The organism is Rhizobium sp. FKL33, from assembly GCF_005222915.1.
GTDB lineage: Bacteria > Pseudomonadota > Alphaproteobacteria > Rhizobiales > Rhizobiaceae > Rhizobium_E.
The window spans coordinates 80,404-104,641 of record NZ_STFX01000024.1; the positions used below are offsets into that span (position 1 = coordinate 80,404).

At 62.4% G+C, this 24,238-nt stretch carries 23 protein-coding genes; 12 read left to right on the forward strand and 11 right to left on the reverse strand.

The window, feature by feature from the left end:
* The first annotated feature begins 85 nt into the window (after positions 1-85).
* Both E8Q41_RS15615 and E8Q41_RS15620 read left to right on the forward strand, forming a co-directional pair.
* The gene (locus tag E8Q41_RS15615; protein WP_137156478.1) at positions 86-376 is read left to right on the forward strand and encodes a type II toxin-antitoxin system ParD family antitoxin; all 291 of its coding nucleotides are present in this window, start codon (positions 86-88) and stop codon (positions 374-376) included.
* Complete coding sequence (locus tag E8Q41_RS15620; protein ID WP_137156479.1) at positions 373-681, forward strand: type II toxin-antitoxin system RelE/ParE family toxin; 309 nt, start codon at positions 373-375, stop codon at positions 679-681. Before E8Q41_RS15615 ends, E8Q41_RS15620 begins: the two co-directional genes overlap by 4 nt.
* Before the next feature lie 56 nt (positions 682-737).
* On the opposite strand, the gene E8Q41_RS15625 is transcribed toward E8Q41_RS15620, so the two are convergent.
* Positions 738-1,244 (reverse strand): DciA family protein, encoded by a 507-nt coding sequence (locus tag E8Q41_RS15625; protein ID WP_137156480.1) that lies wholly within the window; start codon positions 1,242-1,244, stop codon positions 738-740.
* A 136-nt stretch (positions 1,245-1,380) separates the two neighbouring features.
* Here E8Q41_RS15625 and mutY point away from each other — a divergent pair, with 136 nt between their 5' ends.
* The 3 genes from mutY to E8Q41_RS15640 all read left to right on the forward strand — a co-directional run bounded on the left by mutY (position 1,381) and on the right by E8Q41_RS15640 (position 4,258).
* The gene (gene mutY, locus E8Q41_RS15630) at positions 1,381-2,472 is read left to right on the forward strand and encodes an A/G-specific adenine glycosylase (protein ID WP_137156481.1); all 1,092 of its coding nucleotides are present in this window, start codon (positions 1,381-1,383) and stop codon (positions 2,470-2,472) included.
* Positions 2,462-3,091 carry an HAD family phosphatase gene (locus E8Q41_RS15635; protein WP_137156482.1) on the forward strand — a complete coding sequence of 210 codons (630 nt, stop codon included), beginning with the start codon at positions 2,462-2,464 and terminating at the stop codon, positions 3,089-3,091. The genes mutY and E8Q41_RS15635 overlap by 11 nt, the downstream gene beginning before the upstream one ends.
* 66 nt (positions 3,092-3,157) lie before the next feature.
* Positions 3,158-4,258 (forward strand): phosphatase PAP2 family protein, encoded by a 1,101-nt coding sequence (locus E8Q41_RS15640; protein ID WP_137156483.1) that lies wholly within the window; start codon positions 3,158-3,160, stop codon positions 4,256-4,258.
* A 3-nt stretch (positions 4,259-4,261) separates the two neighbouring features.
* On the opposite strand, the gene E8Q41_RS15645 is transcribed toward E8Q41_RS15640, so the two are convergent.
* The gene (locus E8Q41_RS15645) at positions 4,262-4,678 is read right to left on the reverse strand and encodes a very short patch repair endonuclease (protein ID WP_137156484.1); all 417 of its coding nucleotides are present in this window, start codon (positions 4,676-4,678) and stop codon (positions 4,262-4,264) included.
* Positions 4,675-5,832, reverse strand: coding sequence for a DNA cytosine methyltransferase (locus tag E8Q41_RS15650; RefSeq protein ID WP_137156485.1), 1,158 nt, complete (start codon positions 5,830-5,832; stop codon positions 4,675-4,677). Before E8Q41_RS15650 ends, E8Q41_RS15645 begins: the two co-directional genes overlap by 4 nt.
* Before the next feature lie 177 nt (positions 5,833-6,009).
* On the opposite strand from E8Q41_RS15650, the gene E8Q41_RS15655 reads away from it, so the two are divergent.
* The 3 genes from E8Q41_RS15655 to E8Q41_RS15665 are packed head-to-tail and all read left to right on the forward strand — an operon-like array spanning position 6,010 to position 10,109.
* Positions 6,010-7,911 carry a potassium transporter Kup gene (locus E8Q41_RS15655; protein WP_137156486.1) on the forward strand — a complete coding sequence of 634 codons (1,902 nt, stop codon included), beginning with the start codon at positions 6,010-6,012 and terminating at the stop codon, positions 7,909-7,911.
* A gap of 3 nt (positions 7,912-7,914) precedes the next feature.
* Positions 7,915-9,426, forward strand: coding sequence for an ATP-binding protein (locus tag E8Q41_RS15660; RefSeq protein ID WP_137156487.1), 1,512 nt, complete (start codon positions 7,915-7,917; stop codon positions 9,424-9,426).
* A complete protein-coding gene (locus tag E8Q41_RS15665; protein ID WP_137156488.1) occupies positions 9,426-10,109 on the forward strand; it encodes a response regulator in 684 nt (227 codons plus the stop codon). The genes E8Q41_RS15660 and E8Q41_RS15665 overlap by 1 nt, the downstream gene beginning before the upstream one ends.
* Positions 10,110-10,112: 3 nt before the next feature.
* Here E8Q41_RS15665 and E8Q41_RS15670 read toward each other — a convergent pair whose 3' ends face one another.
* Together E8Q41_RS15670 and E8Q41_RS15675 are read right to left on the reverse strand one after the other, a co-directional pair.
* Positions 10,113-11,021 carry a hypothetical protein gene (locus E8Q41_RS15670; RefSeq protein WP_137156489.1) on the reverse strand — a complete coding sequence of 303 codons (909 nt, stop codon included), beginning with the start codon at positions 11,019-11,021 and terminating at the stop codon, positions 10,113-10,115.
* Between the two features lie 179 nt (positions 11,022-11,200).
* The gene (locus tag E8Q41_RS15675; protein ID WP_137156490.1) at positions 11,201-12,334 is read right to left on the reverse strand and encodes a site-specific DNA-methyltransferase; all 1,134 of its coding nucleotides are present in this window, start codon (positions 12,332-12,334) and stop codon (positions 11,201-11,203) included.
* 400 nt (positions 12,335-12,734) lie between these two features.
* Here E8Q41_RS15675 and E8Q41_RS15680 point away from each other — a divergent pair, with 400 nt between their 5' ends.
* Together E8Q41_RS15680 and E8Q41_RS15685 are read left to right on the forward strand one after the other, a co-directional pair.
* On the forward strand, positions 12,735-13,505 hold the full coding sequence (locus E8Q41_RS15680) for a carbonic anhydrase (protein WP_137156491.1): 771 nt from the start codon (positions 12,735-12,737) through the stop codon (positions 13,503-13,505).
* Between the two features lie 120 nt (positions 13,506-13,625).
* On the forward strand, positions 13,626-14,282 hold the full coding sequence (locus E8Q41_RS15685; RefSeq protein WP_137156492.1) for a glutathione S-transferase family protein: 657 nt from the start codon (positions 13,626-13,628) through the stop codon (positions 14,280-14,282).
* 98 nt (positions 14,283-14,380) lie between these two features.
* On the opposite strand, the gene E8Q41_RS15690 is transcribed toward E8Q41_RS15685, so the two are convergent.
* Together E8Q41_RS15690 and E8Q41_RS15695 are read right to left on the reverse strand one after the other, a co-directional pair.
* Positions 14,381-14,725, reverse strand: a complete 345-nt coding sequence (locus E8Q41_RS15690; protein WP_137156493.1) for a RidA family protein — start codon at positions 14,723-14,725, stop codon at positions 14,381-14,383.
* A 126-nt stretch (positions 14,726-14,851) separates the two neighbouring features.
* A complete protein-coding gene (locus E8Q41_RS15695) occupies positions 14,852-15,208 on the reverse strand; it encodes a DUF4406 domain-containing protein (protein WP_137156494.1) in 357 nt (118 codons plus the stop codon).
* Between the two features lie 196 nt (positions 15,209-15,404).
* Between E8Q41_RS15695 and E8Q41_RS15700 the strand changes: the two genes are divergently transcribed.
* Positions 15,405-16,535 (forward strand): alpha/beta hydrolase, encoded by a 1,131-nt coding sequence (locus E8Q41_RS15700; protein WP_137156495.1) that lies wholly within the window; start codon positions 15,405-15,407, stop codon positions 16,533-16,535.
* Between the two features lie 73 nt (positions 16,536-16,608).
* Here E8Q41_RS15700 and E8Q41_RS15705 read toward each other — a convergent pair whose 3' ends face one another.
* Entirely contained in the window at positions 16,609-18,420 is a 1,812-nt protein-coding gene (locus E8Q41_RS15705; protein ID WP_137156496.1) for a tetratricopeptide repeat protein, read from the reverse strand.
* Between the two features lie 216 nt (positions 18,421-18,636).
* On the opposite strand from E8Q41_RS15705, the gene E8Q41_RS15710 reads away from it, so the two are divergent.
* Positions 18,637-20,067 (forward strand): DUF2125 domain-containing protein, encoded by a 1,431-nt coding sequence (locus E8Q41_RS15710; RefSeq protein ID WP_137156497.1) that lies wholly within the window; start codon positions 18,637-18,639, stop codon positions 20,065-20,067.
* Positions 20,068-20,143: 76 nt separating this feature from the next.
* On the opposite strand, the gene betA is transcribed toward E8Q41_RS15710, so the two are convergent.
* The 3 genes from betA to E8Q41_RS15725 form a co-directional block, all read right to left on the reverse strand.
* The gene (betA, locus tag E8Q41_RS15715) at positions 20,144-21,793 is read right to left on the reverse strand and encodes a choline dehydrogenase (RefSeq protein WP_137156498.1); all 1,650 of its coding nucleotides are present in this window, start codon (positions 21,791-21,793) and stop codon (positions 20,144-20,146) included.
* Between the two features lie 190 nt (positions 21,794-21,983).
* Positions 21,984-23,447, reverse strand: coding sequence for a betaine-aldehyde dehydrogenase (gene betB, locus E8Q41_RS15720; RefSeq protein WP_137156499.1), 1,464 nt, complete (start codon positions 23,445-23,447; stop codon positions 21,984-21,986).
* Between the two features lie 261 nt (positions 23,448-23,708).
* Positions 23,709-23,969, reverse strand: a complete 261-nt coding sequence (locus E8Q41_RS15725) for a DUF1344 domain-containing protein (RefSeq protein ID WP_170976507.1) — start codon at positions 23,967-23,969, stop codon at positions 23,709-23,711.
* Positions 23,970-24,238 lie beyond the last annotated feature (269 nt).

Here is a 24,238-nt window from a genome sequence, read left to right on the forward strand (position 1 = left end):
GTAACGCCGCCTCAAGAAGGGTTTGAAAGGCCTTGGGCGCTCGCGGGGAGAATGGTATAAGGCTGTTAGCACGAGGACAGATCCCATGGCAGCCAGACAATCGCTTACTGTTAGTCTCCCCGCCGGCATGGCGGAAATGATCCGCGAGAAAGTCGCCTCTGGTGAATACGACAGTGAGAGCGCCGTGGTCGAAGAGGGACTTTTGACCTTGAGTGAACGCGACGCTGAGCTTGAGACATGGCTGCAGGAGGAAGTCGCGCCGACAATCAGGGCGCTCGATGAAGGCGAAATCGGCACGATGACGCTGGAGGAAGCAAGTCGGCGACTTCACGCTCACCTCGACGCCATGAGCAAAAAGCTACCCACGCGGTCATGAGCAACCCTGTCCTTTTCAGTGATACGGCGGAAAGGGACATGCGCGACCTACTGGATTATCTCGCGCCTCGGGCTGGCCTACCCGTTGCGCGGGCTTACGTCGACAGGCTGATTGCTTTCTGCGCTTCACTCGCGACATTTCCAAAACGTGGCAAAAGCCGTGACGACATCAGCGTAGGCCTTCGCCTTGTTGGATACAGACGCAAGGCGACTATCATCTTCCGCGTTCGCGATAACGTGGTGATCATCCTGCGGGTTTATCATGGCGGCAAGAATGTGAACGTCGAGGATTTCATCGACACCTGAAGAACACGTCGAATGCTCACGGCTTCAGTGTGTTGGACGCTCTTTGGCTCCGTTACTCACTTCTCCTTCCTTCCCATCACGCCGCGCCCCAGACGCTCCAGCGCCGCCTTGAGCTTCTCATTGTCGATGTCGGCGGTCATGTCGGTCAGTTTGGCCTGCTGGTCGCGGGTCAGCGGCCGGGGTTTGGGGCGATGCTTGTGGCCCATATTCACCGGCTTCTGGACGATGCGCACCTGGCGGATGGCGGGGTAGCCGAAGAAGCCATTGATGCGCTGGATGAGTTCGCCCTGGACATGGGCGAGGAACAGCGCGCGCGCTCCTTCGCAGGCGATGGTCAGCACGCCGGGCTCGACCCCGCCGGCGTCGCCATAGCGATCGGCATTGGCGCGCGGCCAGGTGATCTTTTCCGGCCGGGTGCATTCGGCGAAATCGGCGCCGACGATTTCGTCCCACGAGCCGATCAAAGCCGTGTTGATACCCGCCTTGCGGGCGAGCACCGGGTCGATCAGCCGGTTGGCGGCTTCGGCGATCTGAAGCGCGCCTTTTCTCTGGAAGGAAGACATCGTCTCTTCGGGCCCGTGCGAATAAGTGTTAGAGAATCATAGCTTTCATCGGCCGCGGCGGCAACCGCCGGGGTCCGTGTATAACGGCTGGCGCGGCAAAGCGTTGCCGCCGCGACAATGGGATCGACAGACACACATGCCGGAACAGCCTGACGCGGCAAGCCTTCTCGCCTGGTATGACCGGCATCATCGCGATCTGCCCTGGCGGGTCTCGCCGCCGATGCGACAAAGGGGCGTGATGCCCGATCCCTACCGGATCTGGCTGTCCGAGGTGATGCTGCAGCAGACCACGGTGCAGGCCGTGCGCGCCTATTTCCTGAAATTCCTCGACTTATGGCCCACGGTGAGTAATCTCGCCCGCGCCGACAATGAGGATGTGATGAAAGCCTGGGCGGGGCTCGGCTATTACGCCCGCGCCCGCAATCTCAAGAAATGCGCCGAGGCGGTGGCGTTCGAGCATGGCGGCGTGTTTCCCGATACGGTGGACGGCCTGCGCGCGCTGCCGGGCATCGGCGATTACACTTCCGCCGCCGTCGCGGCCATCGCCTTTGACAGGCGCGCTTTGGTGATGGACGGCAATGTCGAGCGGGTGCTGACCCGCCTCTTTACGGTGGAGGATCCGCTGCCGGGGGCGAAGCCGAAACTCAAAGCGCTGCTCGACACGCTGACGCCGAATGAGAGACCCGGCGATTTCGCCCAGGCGATGATGGATCTCGGCGCCACCATCTGCACGCCGCGCCGGCCGGCCTGTTCGCTCTGTCCCTGGCGCGACGCCTGCCGCGCCTTCGAAAGCCACGATCCCGAGACCTTCCCTGTCAAAGCCGCCAAGAAGGCCAAGCCGGCGCGCAAGGGCGCGGCCTTCGTGGCCGTGGATCCCGAGGGGCGCGTGCTGCTGCGCAAGCGGGTCGACAGCGGCCTGCTCGGCGGCATGAGCGAGCCGCCCGGCACCGGCTGGACCGCATCTCGCGACGGCGAGGATACGCCTGAGGCCGCGCCTTTCGCCGCCGACTGGCGTCTCTCAGGCGTCGTCACCCATGTCTTCACCCATTTCGAATTGCGGCTCAGCGTCTACAGGGCCGATCTCGACGCCGCGCCTGATACGGCCGAAGGCTGGTGGGAGCCGATCGAGACGCTTGCCGATCAAGCCTTGCCGACTGTCATGAAAAAGGCGATCGCCGCCGCTATACCGGACGCCTTCAAGCCCAAGAGGAAACCGCATGCCCGCTGAAACCGCCACGCCCGAGATCCGCCACATCGTCTTCGACATCGGCAAGGTGCTGATCCATTACGATCCCAACCTGCCCTATGCGCGGCTGATCCCGGACGAGGAAGAGCGCAAATGGTTCTTCGAGCATGTCTGCACCCATGACTGGAATGTCGAGCAGGATCGCGGCCGCACCTGGCTGGAGGCGGAGGAACTGCTTCTGGAGAAATTTCCCGATCGCGAAGAGCATATCCGCGCCTTCCGCCAATACTGGCATGAAATGGTTCCGCACGCCTATGAGCGCTCCGTCGCCCATCTCGAGCGCTTCATCGCCGAGGGCCGCGACGTGACGCTGCTCACCAATTTCTCCGACGACACATTCGATCAGGCGCAGGAGATTTTCCCCTTCCTCAAGGCCCCGCGCGGCGTCACCGTGTCGGCGCGGGTGAAACTGATCAAGCCCGATCCGCGGATTTATGAAAGCCACACCAGAACCTTCAACCTTGATCCCGCCGCGACGCTGTTCATCGACGACGCGCTTGCCAATGTGGAAGCCGCCCGCGCCTATGGCTGGAACGCGATCCACTATGTGGGGGCTGATGAGCTGGATGCGGAACTCGGGCGCTACGGATTGATGAACTGAACAAAAAGCAGGACTGTCTTTACGAATACCCCCTATACTTCCCGCCGAAATGTATAGGGGTAATTGATGGATTTTTCTTCACGAACGACTCCGAAGGCGTCATCCGTAGCAAGATTTTCATTGGAGACCTGCCTTTCTGGTGCGAAAAGTCTCGCGAAAGATGAAAATTTTGTCGCCGTCATGACGTTTTCGCTGGCCGCGCTTCTATGGAATCCTTCCACCTATTTGCAACTTGCCGCTCATTACCTGAAGGTTTTTCCGGCGCTAAACCTTCTCGTCCTTTTCATCCTGATCATCAGAGGTGTCCTGCTGTTCCCCCGCGCCCCGCTCGCTGGTCTGGTGGATGGCGCGCGGCGGCTCAGGTTCAAACATTTCGGGATGATGGCGCTGATCATTGGCTTTCTCTCCGCTTTCACCACGTTCAAATTGAGCATTCCCAGCGTCGCACCATTTTTTGCGGACCCATACATTGCCGCCTTCGATCTGTGGTTGCACGGAGACGACCCGTGGAAATACGCCAGAATGTTGCCTGCGGGGACAAGCATTATTATGGACTTCATCTACTCGAAGCTTTGGTTCGGCGTCGCGCTTTGTTCACTCATTCACGCCGCCCTCCTGCGCCCTGCACCTGAGTTCAAACGTCTGATCATGGCCACCCTTCTCACCTATATTGTGCTGGGGGTCATTCTTGCGACAGCGTTCTCTTCCGTTGGCCCGATATTCTACGACCGCTTTTACGCCGAGCCCCGCTTCGCGGAATTCACCGCAATGCTTGCGGCAGATCCCTATGCGACGCAGCAGAAGTTCTACATGGAGTATCTCTATTCGGCGGCAACGACCAATACGGCTTTGATTGGCTCGGGCATTTCGGCGATGCCGAGCATCCATGTGGGCGTGGCGGTGACCGTCGCATGGTATATGACGTCACAGGGCCGCCTGAGCATGATCGCCGGTTGGACTTTTGCCGGAACAATCTTGTTTGGTTCAGTCTATACCGGATGGCATTACGCCGCCGATGGATATCTGTCTGCGATTGCGGCGACGCTGTTCTGGTGGATCGCTTCGCGTCGATACACTCTGGGATTGATGCTCTGGAGGCGAGGACCGAAGCAGATCGGTGACGGGGTGAAAATCGACGCTGCAATCCATCGCGGTCGTACGGCGTAACGGCTACAAGGTTTCCATCACGCCAAGAAAGCCGCACAGCCTTTCCACCAACACAGCTTTGTCCTTCAACTCGCATTCCCAGACGGTCAACACCTGCCATCCGGCTGATGTCAGGGCATCCAGATTCGCCGCGTCGCGGGCGCGGTTGCGGGCAATCTTTGCTTGCCAGTAGTCGGCATTGCTCTTGGGCGCGCGGGCGCCGCGGGGGCAGTCATGGCCGTGCCAGAAGCAGCCATGGACGAAGATCAGCTTGCGGCGGCCGGGAAAGACGAGATCGGGCTTGCCGGGCAGGTCGGCGCGGTGGAGGCGGTAGCGATAGCCGAGGGATGTCAGGAGCTTGCGCAGCTTGAGTTCGGGCGCGGTGTTCTTGGATTTCACCCGCCGCATCACCGCGCTGCGCTGTTCCGGCGTCTCCGTCACGCCGCCCGTCTCCCGATCTTGGAGGCAGCCAGCAGCGGCTCGAAGAGATGCCGGGCGAGATGGCCGACCACAGGCGTGGCGACGCCGTCGCCGGTCAGATGATAGGCTTCAGTATAGGAGCCGGGCAGGAGATAACTGTCGGGCAGGCCCATTAGTCGCGCCGTTTCGCGGGCTGTCAGGAGGCGGGCGGCGAGTTTTCCGCCCTCGACGATCAGGATCGATTGCCGGCTGGAGCCGCCGGCGGGCGTACGCAGGCAACCGGCGAGGCCGTCGAAACGGATTTCGGCCCGCTGGATCTTGCCGCCCTGGCCATCAGGCCGCGTACGCTTGTAGAGCGCCCCGACCCGGGGCTGGCCATCGGCTCTGGCGGCATCGAGTTTGGCGCGGTTGTTGGCGTCCATCATCGCGATGAGTGCGTCGAGCCGGTCGTCTGACAGCCAGCGGACGCCGGCGGGATCGGTTTCGACGATGTCGATCAGCGCGACGTTGCGCCGGGCGGGGGCCGGCAAGCGCCACCAGAGCCAATCCTCTGCGGCCATGTCAGAAAGGCGGGCATGAGCCGCGATCAAAGCGGGCGGATGCCAGTCTGCGGACGGTTCGGACGAAACGCAGTCTTCAGGCAGGTGGCGATCCTTGCTGACGGCGACGATGAACAGGCGCGGCCGCGATTGCGGCAGGAAGCGCGCCGCATCGATGACCATGGCGCCGAAGCGATAGCCGCCGGACGACAGGGCTTCGCCGATGGCGGCGAAATCGCGGCCGCCATGCGAGGTGAGCGCGCCGCAGACATTTTCGAGCGCGATGATCGCGGGCGCCCGCCCCTCGGCCTTCAATGCCTGCATCAGCCGCCAGAAAGTCCAGAACGTGCCCGAGCGCGCGCCGCCGAGACCGGCGCCCGCGCCGGCCAGCGACAGGTCCTGGCAGGGAAAGGAGGCCCAGGCGAGATCGGCGCGTCCGGGGATATCGGCTGCTGCAAGGCGACCGATATCTTCCAGCTTCAGCCAGTCGCCGCCCCAATTGGCGCGGTAGGCGCGGGCCTTGCCGGCGTCGAGATCATTGGCGAACAGGCAGGACCAGCTTTCGCCCAGTCCGGCGCGGACCATGCCGCCGCCGGCGAAGAATTCATAATAGCCAGGTGATTCCGTCTTCTGCATGCGCCATCCTAATCCATGTCGCGGCGGATGCGCAGCGCTTTCGGGCGAAGAGAGCGTGCGGCCATCTATACGGAAACTATACGCGACTTTATGCGGATTTTACGCCGGCCTTATGCGCCCTGGCCTATAGGCTTCAGGCCGCCTTGTGCGGCCAGAACCAGCAAAGGCGCCCGCATCATGCATGCTCCCCAATCTCAAACCGGTCCGAAAACCTCGGTGGGCCGGCTTCTCGCCCTCTCCCTCGGCTCGATCGGCGTGGTCTATGGCGATATCGGCACATCGCCCCTTTATGCGTTTCGTGAAGCGCTGCGCCCCGTGGCGAAGGACGGCGTCACGCCCGACGAGGTGATCGGCATCATCTCGCTGATGCTGTGGACGCTCACCATCATCGTCACCGTCAAATATGTTGTCTTCCTGCTGCGCGCCGACAACAAGGGCGAAGGCGGCACGCTGTCCCTGCTCGCGCTGCTGTCGAGCAAACTCGAGGGCCGGCATGGCCGCGTTCTGGTGCTGCTCGGGCTGATCGGCGCGGCGCTGTTCATCGGCGACGCCATGATCACGCCGGCGCTGTCGGTGATGTCGGCGGTCGAGGGCATGAAATTCGTTGCCCCCGATCTCACCCGCTTCGTGCTGCCGGTCAGCGTGGTGATCCTGATCGCGCTGTTTGCGGTGCAATCGCGTGGCACCGGCGCGGTGTCCAAGGCTTTCGGCCCGATCACGCTGGTGTGGTTTGCGGCGCTTGCCGCAGCCGGCATTGCGCATATCGCCGACGACCCGCGCATCTTTGCAGCGCTCAATCCGCTGAACGCCGTGACATTTCTCGTCCATGGCGGTTTTTCGGCGCTGATCGTGCTTGGCGCGGTGTTCCTTACCGTCACGGGCGCGGAAGCGCTTTACGCCGATCTCGGACATTTCGGCCGCAAACCGATCCAGCTCGCCTGGCTGGCGGTGGTCTATCCGGCGCTGACGCTGAATTATCTCGGCCAAGGCGCCTTCGTGCTGAGCGATGCGCGCGCCATTGAGGATCCGTTCTATCTGATGTTTCCGGAATGGTCGCTGATCCCGGTGATCCTGCTCGCCACCGCCGCCACCATCATCGCCAGCCAGGCTGTCATCACCGGCGCCTTTTCGCTGGTCAGCCAGGCGATCCATCTCGGCTTCCTGCCGCGCATGGACATCCACCACACCTCGCATACCGACACCGGCCAGATCTATCTGCCGATGGTCAACACCTTCCTGTTGTTCGGCGTGATGATGCTGGTGCTGATCTTCCAGACCTCGGAATCGCTCGCCACCGCCTATGGCATTTCGGTGACAGGAGCGATGGTGGTGACCACGATCATGTTCTTCGACTTCCTGCGCATCGAATGGAAATGGTCGCTCGCCGCGGCGCTGTCGCTGATCCTGCCGCTCGCCACGCTCGAACTGGTGTTTCTGGGCGCCAATCTGATCAAGATCCATGACGGCGGCTATGTGCCGATCGGCATTGCGGGTCTGGTCGTGCTGGTGATGTGGACCTGGCGGCGCGGCGCGGCGATCGTGTCGGAAAAATCCCGCCGCAGCCATGTCGCGCTCCGGGCCTTCGTGAAATCGATCGAAAAGGAAAGCGCGCATGGGCCGCATCCCATTCCCGGCTGCGGCATCTTCCTGACCTCGGAGCCGGACGCGACGCCATCGGCGCTGCTGCACAACATCAAGCATAACCGTGTGCTGCATCAGCAGAACATCATCCTGACCATCCGCACGGACGCCGCGCCGACGGTGCCGCCCGCCGAGCGGGGCAAGATCGAGCGGATCTCGGACCGCTTCTCGCTGTTGACGCTGACCTTTGGCTTCATGGATACGCCGAATGTCTCGCAGGCGCTGGCGCAGATGCGCAAGGAAGGGCTGAAATTCGACATCATGTCGACCACTTTCTTCGTCGGCCGCCGCAAGCTGGTCTCCGATCCCAATTCCGGCATGCCCGCCTGGCAGGACCGGCTGTTCATCGGGCTCGCCAGCATGGGCACCGATCCATCGGACTACTTCCGTCTGCCGGCGAACCGGGTTATCGAACTGGGATCGCATGTCAGCGTGTGAGTCATGACCGAAAGCAACCGTCGCATCATCGCCGCGAAGACCGGCCGCCCCGAAACATCGGGGCGGGCCATGGTCTGGGCGATGGCGATGGTGGCAGGGGCGACGCTGATCGCCCTGCCCTTCCGGTCGCTGACCGATCCCGACACGCTGACGCTGGTCTATATGACGGCTGTGGTGGCGACCGCGCTCCGGCACGGGTTCGGGCCGTCAATCGTCGCTTCCGTTCTGTCGGTGGCGGCGTTCAACTTCGTTTTCGTCGAGCCCTATTACACGTTCGACGCCTTCAGCGCGGAGGCCTATTTCACCTTCGCGATCATGTTCGCGACCTCATTGATCGTGGCGGGCATGACATCCGGACTGTCGCGGCGCATGTCGCATGCCGGGCGCGAACAGGCGCGCACGCGCAGGCTGCTCGACTTCTCCCGCGATCTGTCGCGCGCCACGAGCCCGGCGGAAATTCACGCCGCGGCGGTGGCGCATCTCGCCCCAGTTTATGAGGGAAACGTCAGCCTGCATCTCGCCGACGCGCAGGAGACGCGCTTCTGGCAGGGGCCGGAGCGCGACAGGGCGCGCATCATCGAAGCGATCCGCATGAACGCGGCCGCAAATCTCGCCGTCGAGGAGGAGATCTGGATCGCCAGGCTGGAAGCGGCGGGGGAAACCGCCGGATGGCTGGCGCTGGTGCGGATGGAGCCGGGTTCGCCATCTGGCGAAGCGTCACTGGAACTCGAGACGCTGGCCGCGCTGCTGGCGGGCGCGGTGGCGCGGGCGGAAAAGACCGAAGAAGCAGCCCGTGCGGAGGCCGCGCGCGAGGCAGAAACACTGCGCAATGTGCTGCTGTCGTCATTGTCGCATGATCTGAGGACGCCGCTCACCGTGCTCGGCGGGACAATCGCGGCGCTCGTGCGCATGCGGCGCAAGCTGCCGCGCGAGGCGATGGATGAAGTCCAGAGCCTGTCGCGCCAGATCGCCTATCTGCAGAAATTCACCGGCAATCTCCTGAAGATCTCGGCGATATCCTCCGGCGATCTCAAGCTCAACCGGCAGGTCTATACGATCCAGGAAATTGTCGGGGCGGCGCTGGCGCGCATGTCCGAGCGCAAGGGCGGGCGCAGGATCCGCACCGCCATTTCCGGCGACATACCGCTGGTGGAGATCGACGGCGCGCTGATCGAACAGGTGGTCGCCAATCTCGTGGAAAACGCCATCGAACACACCGGCGACGAGGGCGAGATCGCGGTCGAGCTTGCCACGCGCGGCGCCTTCGTTCAGATCTCGATCTCCGACAACGGACCGGGCCTTTCGCCAGGAGACGAAGAATTGGTGTTCGAACGCTTCCGCACCGGCAGCCATATCGGTTCAGACCGCAAGTCGCCGGGCGCATCGGGCCTCGGCCTCGCCATCTGCCGGGGCGTGGTGGAGGCGCATGGCGGCCGCATCGACGCGGGCAACAATCCCGGCGGCGGGGCGCGATTCTATTTCACCCTGCCCGCGCTTGCACAGGAGACGGCGTGATGGGCGCTTCGGTGCTGATCGTGGAGGACGAACGCGAGATTCGCCGGCTGGTGGCGACGGCGCTGACGCTCGCGGATTTCGAGGCGATCGAAGCCGAAACCGGCAAGGCCGGCCAGCAGGCGCTGATCGGTCGGCGGCCTGATCTCGTGCTCCTCGATCTCGGCCTGCCCGACATGGACGGCCAGGACTGGATCCTGAGCGTCCGCGAATGGTCGAAAACGCCGATCATCGTGCTTTCGGCCCGCGACCAGGAGGCGGAGAAGATCGAGGCGCTGGAAAACGGCGCTGATGATTACCTCACCAAGCCCTTTTCATCAGGCGAACTCATCGCCCGCATCCGGGTGGCGCTCCGGCATGCGCATGCGACAGAAGGCGCGATCGAGCCGACCTTGCGCTTCGAGGATTTGGAAATCGACCTCGCCGCCCGTCGTGTCCTTCTCGGCGAAGACGAGGTGCGGCTGACGCCGATCGAATACAAGCTGCTGGTCACGCTTGCGCGGCACGCCGGCAAGGTGCTGACCCATGGGCAATTGATGAAGGAAATCTGGGGCAAGCGGGCCGCCGACAATAATCAGGGGCTCCGCATCCATACCCAGCATCTGCGCGAAAAGCTGAAGGACGACCCGCTTTCGCCGCGCTTCATCATCACCGAACCGGGGATCGGCTACCGGTTCAAGGGATGACGGCTACTTCCTGGGATGCAGGATGCCGGCGCTGTGAATGGAGCGGTTGAGCGCCGCTTCCAGCATCATCAGTTTGGCGACCTGATAGCTGAGATATTCGTCGAAAAAATTCTGCGAGATCCACAAGGGCGAGCGGCCAGGGCGGCCGGTCCAGCCGATGCTCTCCATGCGCATGGCCTGAGCGAATTTGCGGCTCAAATGGGTGACCGACAGACCGGCGAGCTTGGCGAGGCTGGCGATGGAATGACCGCCGCTGGTGCGCCAGCGCGAATCGGCGGCGTCCGGCGGAACGATTTCGGAGAATATCCGGTCGAGAATAACGCTGCCGTCGTCGATCCAGACGAAGAGCGAGAAGGTGGGCGCGGCCTGGCTGATCCCAATCGACTTCATCAGCGTTTCGCAGACCAGAGGCTGCACCTCGTCGAACAGGCGGGGATCGGCGCGGAAACGGGCGGCGCGCTCACCTCCATCCAGAGCATCCAGCGTCTCCAAATGCACGGTGTGCCAGTAGCAGGCGAGATCCATCGTCTCCTGGGTCGGCGCAACAGGCTTCAGGCGCTTGTCGGTGGGCGACACCCTGCGCTCGATGATGCGATAATGCTCCATCTCCTTCAGGAAGGCGTCGGCGGTATTGCGCGAAACGATGCCGTGCTGCTCGACCGCGTCGAGAAAGGCGGCGACATGGATGCCGGTGCGTCCGGAGCGAACATACATCGTCAGGGCCAGATGGGCCATCAGATAGCGCTGATGCGTCGCCATGATCGACGCGGCGCGCGGGGACGCCTCCGCGACGGCGAGCAGCTTGCCGGCTTGCGCGCGCAAAGCGTCGATCAGCCCGGGATGGCTGGCCAGGTTGGAAAACAGTGTGTTCTTGGCGAAATCCGCCTCATGTGCGGAAACAATCTTGTGCACGGCGACGATCCCGGTTTTCCCGCGCGAAGCGGTTCGATCACAAGCCACATGGCTCATGGTCACAACGGGCGTAGTTTAGAAAATATTCTCAGCTTTTACAACAAATCGAAAGGCGGGCGCTCACGCGCCCGCCGGCAACTTTGCGGGGAGAAGATGGAGGCGCGGTCGGCTGCTGGAGGTCAGCCGGCCGCGTCCCCCATTCCTTTGCGGACGACAGCCCGGAGATCATCGATCGGGCGCAGGGTGGAGCCCTCCTCGAAGTGCCAGAACGTCCATCCGTTGCACGCATCCAGTCCCTGGACCTTGGCGCCCAAGCGATGGATGGATCCTGCTTCACCACCTGAGGCCAGCGTGCCATCGGCGCGGACAATGGCGGCATGGCGGCGCTTGGCGTCGGTCAGCACCGCGCCTGGTTTGATCAGGCCGCTTTCGACCAGCGTGTTGAAGGCGACGCGCGGCTCCTGCTTCTTGCCAGTCATCACCGTCAGTTCAGCCGAGCCGAGCGGCTCGACGGCGGCAATGCGTGCTGCGGCGGCGTCGATGTAATCCTGCTCGCGCTCGATGCCGACGAAGTTGCGGCCGAGACGCTTGGCGACGGCGCCGGTGGTGCCGGAGCCGAAGAAGGGATCGAGGATCACGTCGCCGGGCTTGGACGAGGCCATGATCACGCGCGCCAGCAGCGCTTCCGGCTTCTGGGTCGGATGCACCTTCTTGCCGTCGTCGCCCTTCAGGCGTTCGCCGCCGGAGCAGATCGGGAACAGCCAGTCCGAGCGCATCTGCACATCGTCATTGGCGGCCTTCATGGCGTCGTAATTGAAGGTGTAGCTCTTGGCGTTCTGGTCGCGCGAAGCCCAGATCATCGTCTCATGCGCGTTCTGGAACCGGCGGCCCTTGAAATTCGGCATGGGATTGGTCTTGCGCCAGACGATGTCGTTGAGGATCCAGAAATTCATGTCCTGCAACGTCGCGCCGACGCGGAAGATGTTGTGGTAGGAGCCGATCACCCAGATCGTGCCATGGGGTTTCAGCACGCGGCGGCAGGCGAGAAGCCAGGCGCGGGTGAAGGCGTCATAGGCCTCGAAGGAGGCGAACTGGTCCCATTCGTCGTCGCAGGCGTCGACGAGGCTCTGGTCGGGACGATGCAGCGCGCCGCCGAGCTGGAGATTGTAGGGCGGGTCGGCGAAAATCACGTCGACCGACTTGTCCGGCAGCGCCTCGAGCGCGGCCACGCAATCGCCCTTGATGATGGAATTGAGCCAGGAATTCGACTGGACGCCCGAACGGGCTTCCCGGAGCGACAGGACTGATGCCATTTTTCAAACTCACCAATACGCGTTACGCATTTAACTGTCCGTTATGGTTACCGAGTTTGGTTACCAAATGCTGAAACCTATGCGGAAAATTGGAGATTTTTCATCACGAGGCCGGCGATCGCTCCCTGCCCCGAGCGCCCGATCCGGCCAAACACCGGCAATTTCAGGCTTTTTGCGCCGTGCTCGGAATCGGACGACATTTTGCGCTGAAACTGCGCCCTGAAAGGGCTGGTTCATTTCCAGACGGAGCAATTTCGCGACCTTAACAGCAAATAGTGCGATTTCTTACGGTCGCTTTCGCATTTCTTTAATCAATCATAACTAGTATTAATGGCCGTCTCTTGCACTTATAAATCGCTGTGCGGGGGCATTTCGCCATTGCTTTCGGAGGGAAAAGCGCATGTGCCTGGATTGTCTGCCGACGCGGCTGAGCCGCCGCAACATGATGAAATTCGCGGGCCTCAGCCTCGCCGCAGCCAGCATGCCGATCACCGCTTCCGCGTCGGAAAGCAAACATGCCGCCCCGAACGAGGAGAAACCGGCGGATGCGCATAAAGCCGAAGCCGCGCCGGCAATCTCGCCCGAAGAAGCTCTCGCCCGGCTCAAAGAGGGCAATGCCCGTTTCGTGAACGACGCCGACGCCTGCGCCGCCAATCTCGCCAGCCGCCGCGAGGAACTGGTCGCCGGCCAGCACCCCTGGGCGATCATCCTCACCTGTTCCGACAGCCGCGTGACGCCCGAACTGGTGTTCGGCGGCGTAACGCTCGGCGAACTTTTCGTGATCCGCAACGCGGGCAATGTGCTGGACACCAGCGCGCTCGGCACGATCGAATATGGCGCGGAACATCTGCATGCGCCGTTGATCGTGGTGATGGGCCACAAGAAATGCGGCGCGGTGGCGGCGGCCTGCGACGTGGTGCAAAAGGGAACACAGCTCGAAGGTTCGATCGGCAAGATGGTGCAGCCGATCCTTCCTGTTGCGCTTCACACGCTGTTCAAGTCGCCTGATTTCGTCGCTGAGACCGTGGCCAACAACGCCATCAGCGGCGCTCACCGGATTCCGGACGAAAGCCATATCGTGTCCCATCTGGTCGAATCGGGCAAAGTGAAAATCGTGTCGGCGGTCTATGACATCGAAAGCGGCAAGGTGGATTTCCTCGAAGGCGCCTGAGGCCTTTTTCGGGAAACATTTCGCCGTCGATCAAAAAGGCTGATGTCGGACTTCGCCGTTTTTCATTGGACCCATCCTGTCGCGCCGTGCTGAATGGCGCGACATAGGGAGTCCGACCGCATGCTGACGATCTACGGCGTCTATCAATCCCGCGCATCGCGCGTCTACTGGACCGCGCTCGAACTCGGGCTCGAATTCGAGAGCGTGCCGGTGCTTCAGGGCTGGCGCGTTCCGGAGCCGACGGCGGCGGACGCGCCGGTCAACACCCAATCCGCCGACTTCCTCGCCATCCATCCCAACGGCCATATCCCGAGCATCGTCGATGACGGCCTGGCGATCGACGAATCCCTCGCCATCACCCTCTATCTCGCCCGCAAGCATGGCGGGCCGCTCTCGGCGCAGACGGTGACGGAGGAGGGCGAAATCCTGTCCTGGAGCTTCTGGGGCGCAACTGAAGTCGAGCCGCATACGGTGAAGGTCGTGCTGACCTACGACAACGGACTGGAAGCGACCGACGGCGGCCGCGAGACGATCACGGTGGCTCGGCGCATGCTCCGGCGCCCGCTGAAGCGGCTGAACGAGCATCTCGGAAAACAGGACTATCTCGTCGGCGACCGTTTCACCGTGGCCGATCTCAACGTGGTGGAGATCATCCGCTATGTGCTGAGCGAAACCGACTTCATGGCCGATAATCCCCACATCCTCGCCTGGGTCGACCGCTGCCACGACCGGCCGGCCTTCCGCGAGATGATGGCGCGGCGCAAGGCCGAGGGCTGAGACCACGGCAAACCTGGGAGCCCGGGCCGGTCCGCCCCCTGCCCGCTTTCAGAAAAACGGCCGCGCGGCGCCTCGCCCGCGGCCGTTTGTATTTCCGATCAGAGAGCGACGATCGCCGTCATCTCGACCTTGTAGTTCGGGGTCGCCAGACGGGCTTCGACCGTGGCGCGGGCCGGCGGATTGGCCTTGTCGACCCACTGGTCATAGACGCTGTTCATGGCGGCGAAATCGCCGATCGAGGCGAGATAGACGTTGATCGACAGGATCTTGGCCTTTTCCGTGCCGGCTTCGGCGAGAATGGCGTCGATGGCCGACAGCACTTCCTTGGTCTGCTGCTCGATCGAGCCCTTCTCGTCGTCGGCGACCTGGCCTGCGACATAGAGGACGCCATTGTGGGCGACGGCGGCGCTCATGCGCGGGCCGGGCTGGTAACGCTTGATCATGGGGGTCTCCTTCAGAACATCTTGGCGAATGGGCCGGGTGTTTTCGTAGAGATTTGGGCGGGGGGAGCAAGCAGATTCGCAGCTTTCTTCGCCCTCCCGCGCCGGTTTTCCCCGCTTCGCGCCGGCTCAGGCGACGCCGGGAACCTCCTTGAGGTCGAACCAGACCGGAATGCCGCGTTCGCGGGCGATCCGCACGTCATTGTCTGCGCCCTTGGAAGCGCCGGGCAGCCGAAGAACGCCGTCGCACAGCGCGAGCAGGCGATGGGCGACGGGATGGAAAATCTCCTCATAGAGATCGTCGCCGACCGTCCCTCCCCCGGCCGCCGCCCAGACCGGCAGGGCCACCCATTCGCCGATCATCGGCACATGGCCGGCCTTGAACAGCGCATAGGACGGCGCTTCGAGCGCCCTGAGATTGGCCGCCATTTTCGCGGGGTCGTCGTTTGTGCCGGAGCGATAGGGGCCGGCGATCAGGATGAGCATGCAATGTCCTCTCGATGCGAACTTTCGCCACTCAGGCGATGTCGTGCAATATCGTGCATTTTCTCGCAGAGTCAAGTGAGAACGAAAGGGATCAGCTCTGATCGCTCGCGACCAACAAAGACAAACAAGTATGACTGGCGCGCGCCAAACCGCGCTGTTATGGAAAGGCGAGACCGAAACCAACTGCGAGAATGACATGGCGACGCGCGATTTCCGGCCCTTTTCCCCGAGAGCCGTCATTGTCTTTGCGTTCGCCGCGCTGGCGCTGACGGGATGCGGATCGCGCCCCTCGCCGGAAACGCTGGCGGATGTGGATACGCGCGGCCTGCCCCAACTCGCCACTGAACAGGTTTTCGCAGTGACGACGCGCGGCCGCATCAAGCCCGACGTCAATATGTTCGACAATTCCAAGGCTAAAGAAGCCTCCTACGCCGAGTTCACGGTGTCGATCCCTCCCAATCACAAGATGTCGAACGTGGAATGGCCGGGCGCGAAGGCGGATCCGAAAAAGACATTCGCCGTGGTGGGCCAGAAGAGCCTGGACCAGAAGGAATTCATCGACGCGATCGATCACGCCGATCCCAAAAGCCGCGATATCGGCATTTTCGTGCACGGCTATAACAACAGCTATCAGGAAGCGCTGTTCCGGATGGCGCAGATGGCGCATGACGCCAACATTCCCGGCGCCAAGATCGTCTTCTCCTGGCCCTCGCAGGCGGAACTGGCCGGCTATGTGGCCGACAAGGAGGGCGCAACCTATTCCCGCGATTATCTCGCCCAACTGCTGATCGAGGCGACCAAGCGGCGCAAGACCGGCGAAGTCTATGTCTTCGCTCATTCCATGGGCGGCTGGCTGACGGTGGAAACACTGCGGCAATTGAGGCTCGCCGGCCGCGACGACGTGCTCGACCGGCTGAAAGTGGTGCTGGCCTCTCCCGACATCGACGCCGACGTCTTCCGCACGCAGATGCTGGTGATCGGTCGGATGAAACTGCCGATGACGATCCTGGTCTCTCCGGACGACCGGGCGCTGGAAGTGTCAAAATTCCTCTCCGCCAGCAGCCAGCGGGTTGGCGCGCTCGACGTCAAGAACCCGCAGATCATGGCCGCCGCCCAGAAGGTGGGTATCCAGTTCATCGACATTTCCAGCGTCGAACCGCTCGATTCCACCAATCACAACCGCTTCGCCGATGTGGCGGTGCTGGCTCCGGCCCTGCGCGACGAGAAGAAAGCCGGCATCAAGGACGCCGGCGCCTTCGTCTTCAACGCCGCCGCCGCAACGGTGTCGAGCCCGTTCCGGATCGTGTCGGGGGCGTTGAGCCAGTGAGGGGTTAGAGGGAACCGAGACCGAAGCGATACCGCTTCGGCCCGAGCGCTCCCTATGCGCCGGCGGTTTCAGGTTACAGCTCGCCGCCGCCCTTGAGGTAGAGCTTGATGAAGGCTTTGCGCGTCGGCAAGAGCGGACGCCCGTCCGCAGGACCGTCATACAGGCCGCGACGAGCAAGCGCTTCCTGCAATTGCTTCCATACGGGGCTCGGCCAGAGCCTGGCGTCATTCGTCAGCGATTTGAAGGCTCGCGAACTACCTCCTTCGAGAGCGGCGATCAGATGCTGCGCCGCCTTGCTGGGACTGGGCTCGACGCCTGCCCCATCTCGATAGACCTCGGCGATGTTGAAATGCGCGAGCGGAGAACCATTCGCCTGTATGGCCTTCGCATACCACTCAATCCCGACCCGCGGATTTTTCGGCACGCCTTCACCGGTGACATACATGACGCCGAGATTGTTCATCGCGTTGGCATCTCCCTTCAAGGCGGCTTCCCGATACCAGGAGAACGCCTTGCTTTTGTCGGATGGCACTCCGAGGCCGACGTCATAGGCCCAGCCGAGATTGACCATGCCGTCCTTGTTGCCGGCCTCGGCGGCGCGTCGGTTCCAAAGGAACGCAAGAGCGACATCAGAATAGCCGTACTCGTCATTGAGGTAGATCTGGCCCAGCCGAGCCATGGCGGCGACGTTACCCGCAAAAGCGGCGCGCTGATACCACAGCACGATCTTGTGCGGCTCATGCGGCGCGACGGCCTCGTCTTCGAGCCGGGCGCCGAGATTCAGCATCGAGACCTCATTGCCGAGAGCGGCGGCCCGCTCATACAGAGGCAGACCCATTTCCCGATTTGAGGTCTTTCCATCCGGACTCAGCGCTCCTTCCAGATAGAGCACACCGAGATTGTTCATCGCCTGAGGATTGTTGTTGGCGATGGCGCGCTCGAACCAATCCTTGGCGAGACGCGCGTCCTTCGGCACGCCGCGCCCTTCGCTATAGGCGTTTCCAAGTCCCAATTGCCCGGCGTCCAGCGACGCCTCGGCTGCAGCCCGATAGTTTCGAACGGCTTCCGTGGCGTCGTCCTCGCCGCCGTTGGACATCAGCAAATTGGCGAGATGCAGGCGCCCCCAAGCGCTGCCCAGCTTGGCGGCGCGTTCATACCATTTTCTGGCTTCCTTCAGGTCCGCGTCGACGCCCCATCCGTTCTCATAGGCGAGACCAACGCCGTCAGCGCCGTCCGCTTCGCCCGCAGCGTCCGCTTCGCGAAAGAATTCAAGCGCCTTGACGGGATCACGACGCACGCCATACCCCATGGCGTAGGCGTCGCCGAGTTGAACCGTCGCCTCGGCGACGCCGCCGGCCCGGGCTTTCTCGAAGGCTTTTGCCGACGCCTCGTAATCTTCATCGGGGCCGTCATCCAGCCGAAAGAGATAGCCCAGACCCAGATCTCCCTTGGGATCGCCGAGACGGCTCGCTTCCTGCAGGAGTTCGTAAGCGCGCTGGCGGTCCTTCCGCACGCCGTCTCCGCGTCGATAGGCTTCGCCAAGGGCCGCAAAGGCGGCGACGTATTTTTCCTCGACGAGTTTTTCGAGCAGCGGCGCGGCCTCTGCACTCTGCCGGGCCCAGATCAGAACCCGAGCATATTGGAAGCGATATCGGGCAATGCGGGGTTCATGGGCCTGCGCCTTGCGACAGGCGTCGAGCGCGGCGAAGCCTTCGATGTCGCCGCCGGTGACGACGCCCGGAAAAATGGGAGACCGGGCGGGATCATTGGGCGCGCCCGCGAGCCGATCGCAGATCGCGCCGGCATCCCCACCATCGCCGACCGGCGGAAACTGGCCGGACGTGGAGGCGATAACAACGGAGGCTAACAGAGCAAGGATCGACACACCGCACCAAAATCGTTTCGAGGCAACATCAAGACCTGGACCGATCTATTCTTGATTGCGTTTCCGGCCGGCACAAGCGGAAAATCATCATGAGCGCGCTTTTCTAGCACTGTTTCCCGCGAGCGGAGATGTGCGGACGGGAGGCCCGAACGACTTGCGATTTTTGATTGAAGCACTAAGATTTCCGACATTAAGCATTTGATTTCGAGTTTTGAGATGCCGCCCAGCTTTCGCCGACGCTCTGCCGCTCTTTCATTCGCCGGCCTGATCGCAATCCTTTCTTCGACTGCCGCCAGCGCGGACGCCGACGGCATCGAGCGCCATATGGCGCAGTTGTTGAACGCCACAGACCGCTCCGCCGTTTCCGTCATCCAGACGAAGCGGAACGCCTACCGGATGCAAGTCGACAGCCGGCTGCTTCTCGACGCCTTCCACATGCAGACGCTCGGCGCGATCAATCCTCCTCAAAGCGTCTTCAACCTCGTCCGCGACCCCAATGGTTCCTGGAGTTTCGACGCGAACCAGTCCTTCGCCGCGAAATACTGGGAGAAAATCGACGGCGAGGGCCTGAGCAACGAGATCGAAGTCGGGCACAGCGCGATCATTGGCCATGTCGATCCTGTCGGCGAGAGCAGGATTTCAGTCTCGCTCTTGGACGGGAAGCTGACGACGGACAATCATGGCAAAAAATCACGACAAAACTGGGCCAACAGAGAATTTGAACTGATCGACAGACCGGAGGCGCGCAGCTTATCGACCAACCAACTGACCGAGAGGCTCGACAATTTTCGGCTCGAAGAGGATGTCTCTCTGACGGAGCGCCTGGTGATGGCGATCAGGTCGCTGGAGACGTCAACCCGTTTGAACGGGGTGCACTCCGCCCCGCTGAAAACAATCCTGGCGATGGGCGATCCGCTCACCATCCCGCTGGACCAGAACGACGCCGCATTTCCCGACAATACGGTGATCGGGGCCACGCGAATCGACATGGCGTTCAGGGCCGATGGCCTCGCCCTTCGATCTCATGGCGACCATGCCTCCTGGAGTGTCTGGGTCAAATCCTGGGCCGGGCGGCTAAAAGCCGAAGCCCCGGATGAGAAGGCGGAAAACCGCATCACCACGACGATCGACGGCATGACTTTCGCGACAAACGCCGCCTGGCGCGAGTTGGCTTCGCTCTTCCCCTCGACATTGTCTTTCACGGGATCGGTCGCAGGCATAGACGGACGATTGATCTATCTGCTTCAGAACCCAGCGGCGCGTCTGGGCGCAGACAACACGCTGAACTACTTTTCCTATCAATTGTCGCCGAACAACAGGTTGAAGATCACCGACATGGACCTGCAAGTCGCCGCGAGGGACTACAGCGTCGAGGCAACCGGGTCGATGGATCTGGACCTGCTGCAGCAGAATCGGAGCGAGGCGTCCCTTACGTTTCGCAGCAAGGATCTCGACCGCCTGATCGCTGCATTCGGTCCGGCGGGATCATTGTCGCGCGAGACCAGTTCCCTGCTGTTTCTGTTCTATTTTCTCAAAGGCGCGGGACAGGAGACCGACGACGGCGCACTGCAATGGGCGCTTGTGGTGAGGAACGGCAAAGCGGAAGTCAACGGCACGCCGTTTCCTCTTTTCAGGAAGCCCCTCTAGAAAAAGCGGGGCCCGGCGAGAGCATCCGCACTATCGCCATGATTTCGAAAGCCGCCGACTATCTTTTCCGATCTCCTCACCGATCGCTGACTTCCCAGCGCGGATTGATCCACGGCTCCTGGTTGGAGCGGGCGAGCGGCTGCTTTCCGAGGATATGGTCGGCGGCCTTTTCGCCAGTCATGATCGACGGCGCGTTGAGATTGCCGTTGGTGATGTGCGGGAAGATCGAGCTATCGACCACGCGCAGCGCGTCGACGCCGATGACGCGGGTTTCGGGGTCGACCACCGCCATCGGATCATTCTTGTCGCCCATCTTGCAGGTGCCGCAGGGGTGATAAGCGCTTTCGAGATGTTCGCGCAGGAACTCGTCGATCTCGGCGTCGGTCTGGGCTGAGGGGCCCGGCTGGATCTCGCGGCCGCGGAATTTGTCGAACGCCTGCTGGCCGACGATCTCGCGGGTGATGCGCACGCAATGGCGGAACTTCACCCAGTCTTCTTCGTGGCTCATATAGTTGAAGCGGATCACCGGATCGGCCTTGGGATCGGACGAGCGCAACGTCACCGCCCCGCGCGACTTCGAAAGGTTGTAGCCGACATGGCACTGGAAGCTGTGGCTGGGAACCGCCGACTTGCCGTCGTAACGCACCGCCACCGGCAGGAAGTGATACTGGATGTCGGGCTGCTTGACGCCGGGCGCCGAGCGGATGAAGGCGCAGGATTCGAATTGGTTGGACGTGCCCAGGCCCTTCTTGAAGAACAGCCATTGCGCGCCGGCAAGGCCCTGCATGTACCAGGGCAGCCAGCTGTAGAGCGACACCGGCTGCTTGCATTCCTGCTGGAAATAGAACTCCATATGGTCCTGCAGGTTCTGGCCTACGCCGGGACGGTCGACCTTCACCTCGACGCCGAGCTGGCGCAGATGCTCGGCCGGGCCGACGCCCGAGAGCATCAAGAGTTTCGGCGAATTGAAGGACGAGGCGGAGACGATGACTTCGCGATTGGCCCTGACGACCTCGATCTGGCCGTTGCGCTCGATCTCGACGCCCACGGCGCGGCCATTCTCGATCACGATCCTGCGGGCGAGGCAGCGGATCAACTCGACATTCGGGCGCTTCAGCGCCGGCTTCAGATAGGCGGTGGCGGCGGACCAGCGGCGGCCCTGCCAGCTCGTCTGCTCCATCTCGCCGAAGCCTTCCTGCTTCTCGCCGTTGTAATCCTTGGTCACCTCGAAACCCGCCTCGCGGCCGGCGTCGATAAAGGCCTTGTAGAGCGGATTGGGCGAGCCGCCGCGACGGACATGCAGGGGGCCATCGGTTCCGCGCCAGCCCTCTTCGCCGCCATGGGAATTTTCCTGGCGCTTGAAATAGGGCAGCACGTCGGCATAGGCCCAGCCGCGCGCGCCGAGCGCTTCCCAGCGGTTGAAGTCTTCGGAATGGCCGCGCACATAGACCATGCCGTTGATGGACGAGGAGCCGCCGATGACCTTGCCGCGCGGGGCGGTGATGCGGCGATTGTTGAGGTTCGGCTCGGGCTCCGAGAGATAGCCCCAGTTATACTGCTTCATATTGAGCGGCCAGGCGAGCGCGGCCGGCATCTGGATGAAGGGGCCGATATCGGTGCCGCCGAATTCCAGCACGATAACGCTGTTCTTGCCGTCTTCGGAGAGACGCGCAGTCAGCGCAGAGCCGGCCGATCCGGAACCGATAATGACGAAATCAGCTTGCATGGAAATCCCCTGATCGCTTGTGTTTAAAGACCCCTCCCAACCCTCCCCACAAGGGGGAGGGCTTAGTCTGTGGCGGCGTTTGCACTTCTTCCGCCACCGCCGCATCTGGCGCGCCGTCGCATTCGGACGGTGGCGGCGCGGCGGCTTAAGCCCCTCCCCCTTGTGGGGAGGGGTTTGGGGCGGGGTCTGCTCAATACGGCGCCTCGCATTTGCCCATCGCCACATAGACCGTCTTGAGTTCGGAATAGTGGTTGATGGCGGCGAGCGAATTTTCGCGACCGAAGCCGGATTGCTTGACGCCGCCGAAGGGGATTTCCACCGGGCAGAGATTATAGGTGTTGATCCAGAAGGTGCCGGCCTCGATCGTGTCGGCCATGCGGTGGGCGCGGGCCATATCGGCGGTGAAGACGCCACCGGCGAGGCCGAATTCGGAGGCGTTGGCGCGGGCCACAACCTCTTCCTCGCCGTCAAAATCCAGCACGCACATGACAGGACCGAAGATTTCCTCGCGGGCGATGGTCATGTCGTCGGTGACGTCGGCGAAGACGGTCGGCTGGATGTAGTTGCCTTCAGCCGGCACGTCGTTGGGGATCGCGCCGCCGGTGATCAGGCGGGCGCCCTCGGCCTTGCCCTTTTCGATATAGGACAGGATCTTCTCGCGCTGGGCGCGGTTGATGACCGGGCCCATCTGGGTCGCCTCATCCATGGGGTCGCCAAGCTGGATGGCTTCGGTGCGGGTCTTGAGGCGGGCGAGGAACTCGTCCTTCACGCCCTTCTGTACGAAGACGCGGGTGCCGTTGGAGCAGACCTGGCCGGTCGAGTAAAAATTGCCGAGCATGGCGCCTGAGATGGCGGAATCGATATCGGCGTCGTCGAAGACGATCATCGGCGACTTGCCGCCGAGTTCCATGGTCACATGCTTGAGATGGCCGGCGGCGGCTTCGGCCACCTTGCGGCCGGTCGGCACCGAACCGGTCAGCGAAACCTTGGCGACATCGGGATGATTGACGAGCTGCGGACCGGTGGCGCGATCGCCCTGGATGACATTGTAGAGGCCGGCGGGCAGACCGGCTTCGATCAGGATCTCGGCGATCTTCAGCGCGCCGAGCGGGGTGTTTTCCGACGGCTTGAACACCATGGCGTTGCCGCAGATCAGCGCCGGGGCGCCCTTCCAGCAGGCGATCTGCTGGGGATAGTTCCAGGCGCCGATGCCGACGCAGACGCCGAGCGGAATGCGCTTGGTGTAGGCCCAGTCGCCGCCCAGCGGAATATGCTCGCCGTTGAGCGCCGCGGCTGCGACGCCGCCGAAGAATTCAAACGCGTCGGCGCCCGAGGTCGAGTCGGCGACGATGGTTTCCTGGATCGGCTTGCCGGTATCGAGCGTTTCGAGCTCGGAGAGTTCGCGGTTTTTGGCGCGAATGATGTCGGCGGCGCGCTTCAGGATGCGGCCGCGCGCGGTCGGGCTCAGCTTGGCCCATTCCACCTGCGCCTTCTTGGCGGAAGCGATGGCGCGTTCGATGATGGCGGGCGTGGCGGCATGCAGCCGGGCGATCACTTCGCCGGTGGCCGGATAGACGCAGTCGAAGGCCGCGCCGGCCGGATCCTCGATATATTCGCCGTCGATGAAATGGCTGGCGGGCGGTTGTGCGCGCATGATTTTCCCCTTGCCGGCAGAAGCCCCGGACATGCTGTAATTACACAAGCATATAACGGGCCTGCGACAAAGCGACCTTGCTGGCGTCTCCTATTTTTATCCCGATTGCGACATTTCCACTTCGCAGGCGCGCCGTTCCGGACCAAAACGAAAAAGGCGTCCGGTGGTGCGGACGCCAAAGGAGCGGCGAAAACGTCCAAAACGCGATTGGCCGGCGCTGCTGGAGAGGGGGGTGGGCGCGCCGGCCGATGGCAGGTCAGGTCAATCCTCGACCGTGACCATTTCAGCTTCGAGCTTCTTGCCCGCCTTCTGGTAGGAAACCTTCACCTTGGCGCCGACCTTGATGTCTTTGGCGTTGAAATTCTTGGGGAGCATGAACGTGTCGCCATTGGCGAGCGTCAGTTCATGATGTGACGCGTTGATGGCCTTGACCGTGCCGGTCACGGTTTCGCTTGCGGCGAAAGCGAGCGGCGCCATGGCGATCGAGGAAGCAACGAGAGCAGAAGCGAACAGAATACGCATTGTATAACCTCCATGTAAAACGGGCATATCCATCTCTTGACGCCCGACTTACCAACGGATCGTCCGGATTTGTCGCGTCGCGCTTTCCGTTTTATTGAAGCGCCGGCAAATTCCCGATCCGCGAGGCCAATTAATATTCCGATCCCGCAGAAACTCAAATTAAATGAAGGACATGATTTCCAACATCACCGTGTCGCGAATTTAATCCGGCTTGTAAGGATGAAGCCACGATTCTGCCCGGATTGGGGGCGGCTGCGCCGAAGCAGCCG

Coding starts and splice junctions, on each gene's coding strand:
- E8Q41_RS15710 (WP_137156497.1), top strand. CDS start 18,637: ATGCCGCCCAGCTTTCGCCGACGCTCTGCCGCTCTTTCATTCGCCGGC.
- E8Q41_RS15635 (WP_137156482.1), top strand. CDS start 2,462: ATGCCCGCTGAAACCGCCACGCCCGAGATCCGCCACATCGTCTTCGAC.
- E8Q41_RS15690 (WP_137156493.1), bottom strand. CDS start 14,725: ATGATCAAGCGTTACCAGCCCGGCCCGCGCATGAGCGCCGCCGTCGCC.
- E8Q41_RS15620 (WP_137156479.1), top strand. CDS start 373: ATGAGCAACCCTGTCCTTTTCAGTGATACGGCGGAAAGGGACATGCGC.
- mutY (WP_137156481.1), top strand. CDS start 1,381: ATGCCGGAACAGCCTGACGCGGCAAGCCTTCTCGCCTGGTATGACCGG.
- betB (WP_137156499.1), bottom strand. CDS start 23,447: ATGCGCGCACAACCGCCCGCCAGCCATTTCATCGACGGCGAATATATC.
- E8Q41_RS15685 (WP_137156492.1), top strand. CDS start 13,626: ATGCTGACGATCTACGGCGTCTATCAATCCCGCGCATCGCGCGTCTAC.
- E8Q41_RS15725 (WP_170976507.1), bottom strand. CDS start 23,969: ATGCGTATTCTGTTCGCTTCTGCTCTCGTTGCTTCCTCGATCGCCATG.
- E8Q41_RS15650 (WP_137156485.1), bottom strand. CDS start 5,832: ATGCAGAAGACGGAATCACCTGGCTATTATGAATTCTTCGCCGGCGGC.
- E8Q41_RS15655 (WP_137156486.1), top strand. CDS start 6,010: ATGCATGCTCCCCAATCTCAAACCGGTCCGAAAACCTCGGTGGGCCGG.
- E8Q41_RS15700 (WP_137156495.1), top strand. CDS start 15,405: ATGGCGACGCGCGATTTCCGGCCCTTTTCCCCGAGAGCCGTCATTGTC.
- E8Q41_RS15665 (WP_137156488.1), top strand. CDS start 9,426: ATGGGCGCTTCGGTGCTGATCGTGGAGGACGAACGCGAGATTCGCCGG.
- betA (WP_137156498.1), bottom strand. CDS start 21,793: ATGCAAGCTGATTTCGTCATTATCGGTTCCGGATCGGCCGGCTCTGCG.
- E8Q41_RS15675 (WP_137156490.1), bottom strand. CDS start 12,334: ATGGCATCAGTCCTGTCGCTCCGGGAAGCCCGTTCGGGCGTCCAGTCG.
- E8Q41_RS15625 (WP_137156480.1), bottom strand. CDS start 1,244: ATGTCTTCCTTCCAGAGAAAAGGCGCGCTTCAGATCGCCGAAGCCGCC.
- E8Q41_RS15615 (WP_137156478.1), top strand. CDS start 86: ATGGCAGCCAGACAATCGCTTACTGTTAGTCTCCCCGCCGGCATGGCG.
- E8Q41_RS15695 (WP_137156494.1), bottom strand. CDS start 15,208: ATGCTCATCCTGATCGCCGGCCCCTATCGCTCCGGCACAAACGACGAC.
- E8Q41_RS15660 (WP_137156487.1), top strand. CDS start 7,915: ATGACCGAAAGCAACCGTCGCATCATCGCCGCGAAGACCGGCCGCCCC.
- E8Q41_RS15680 (WP_137156491.1), top strand. CDS start 12,735: ATGTGCCTGGATTGTCTGCCGACGCGGCTGAGCCGCCGCAACATGATG.
- E8Q41_RS15640 (WP_137156483.1), top strand. CDS start 3,158: ATGGATTTTTCTTCACGAACGACTCCGAAGGCGTCATCCGTAGCAAGA.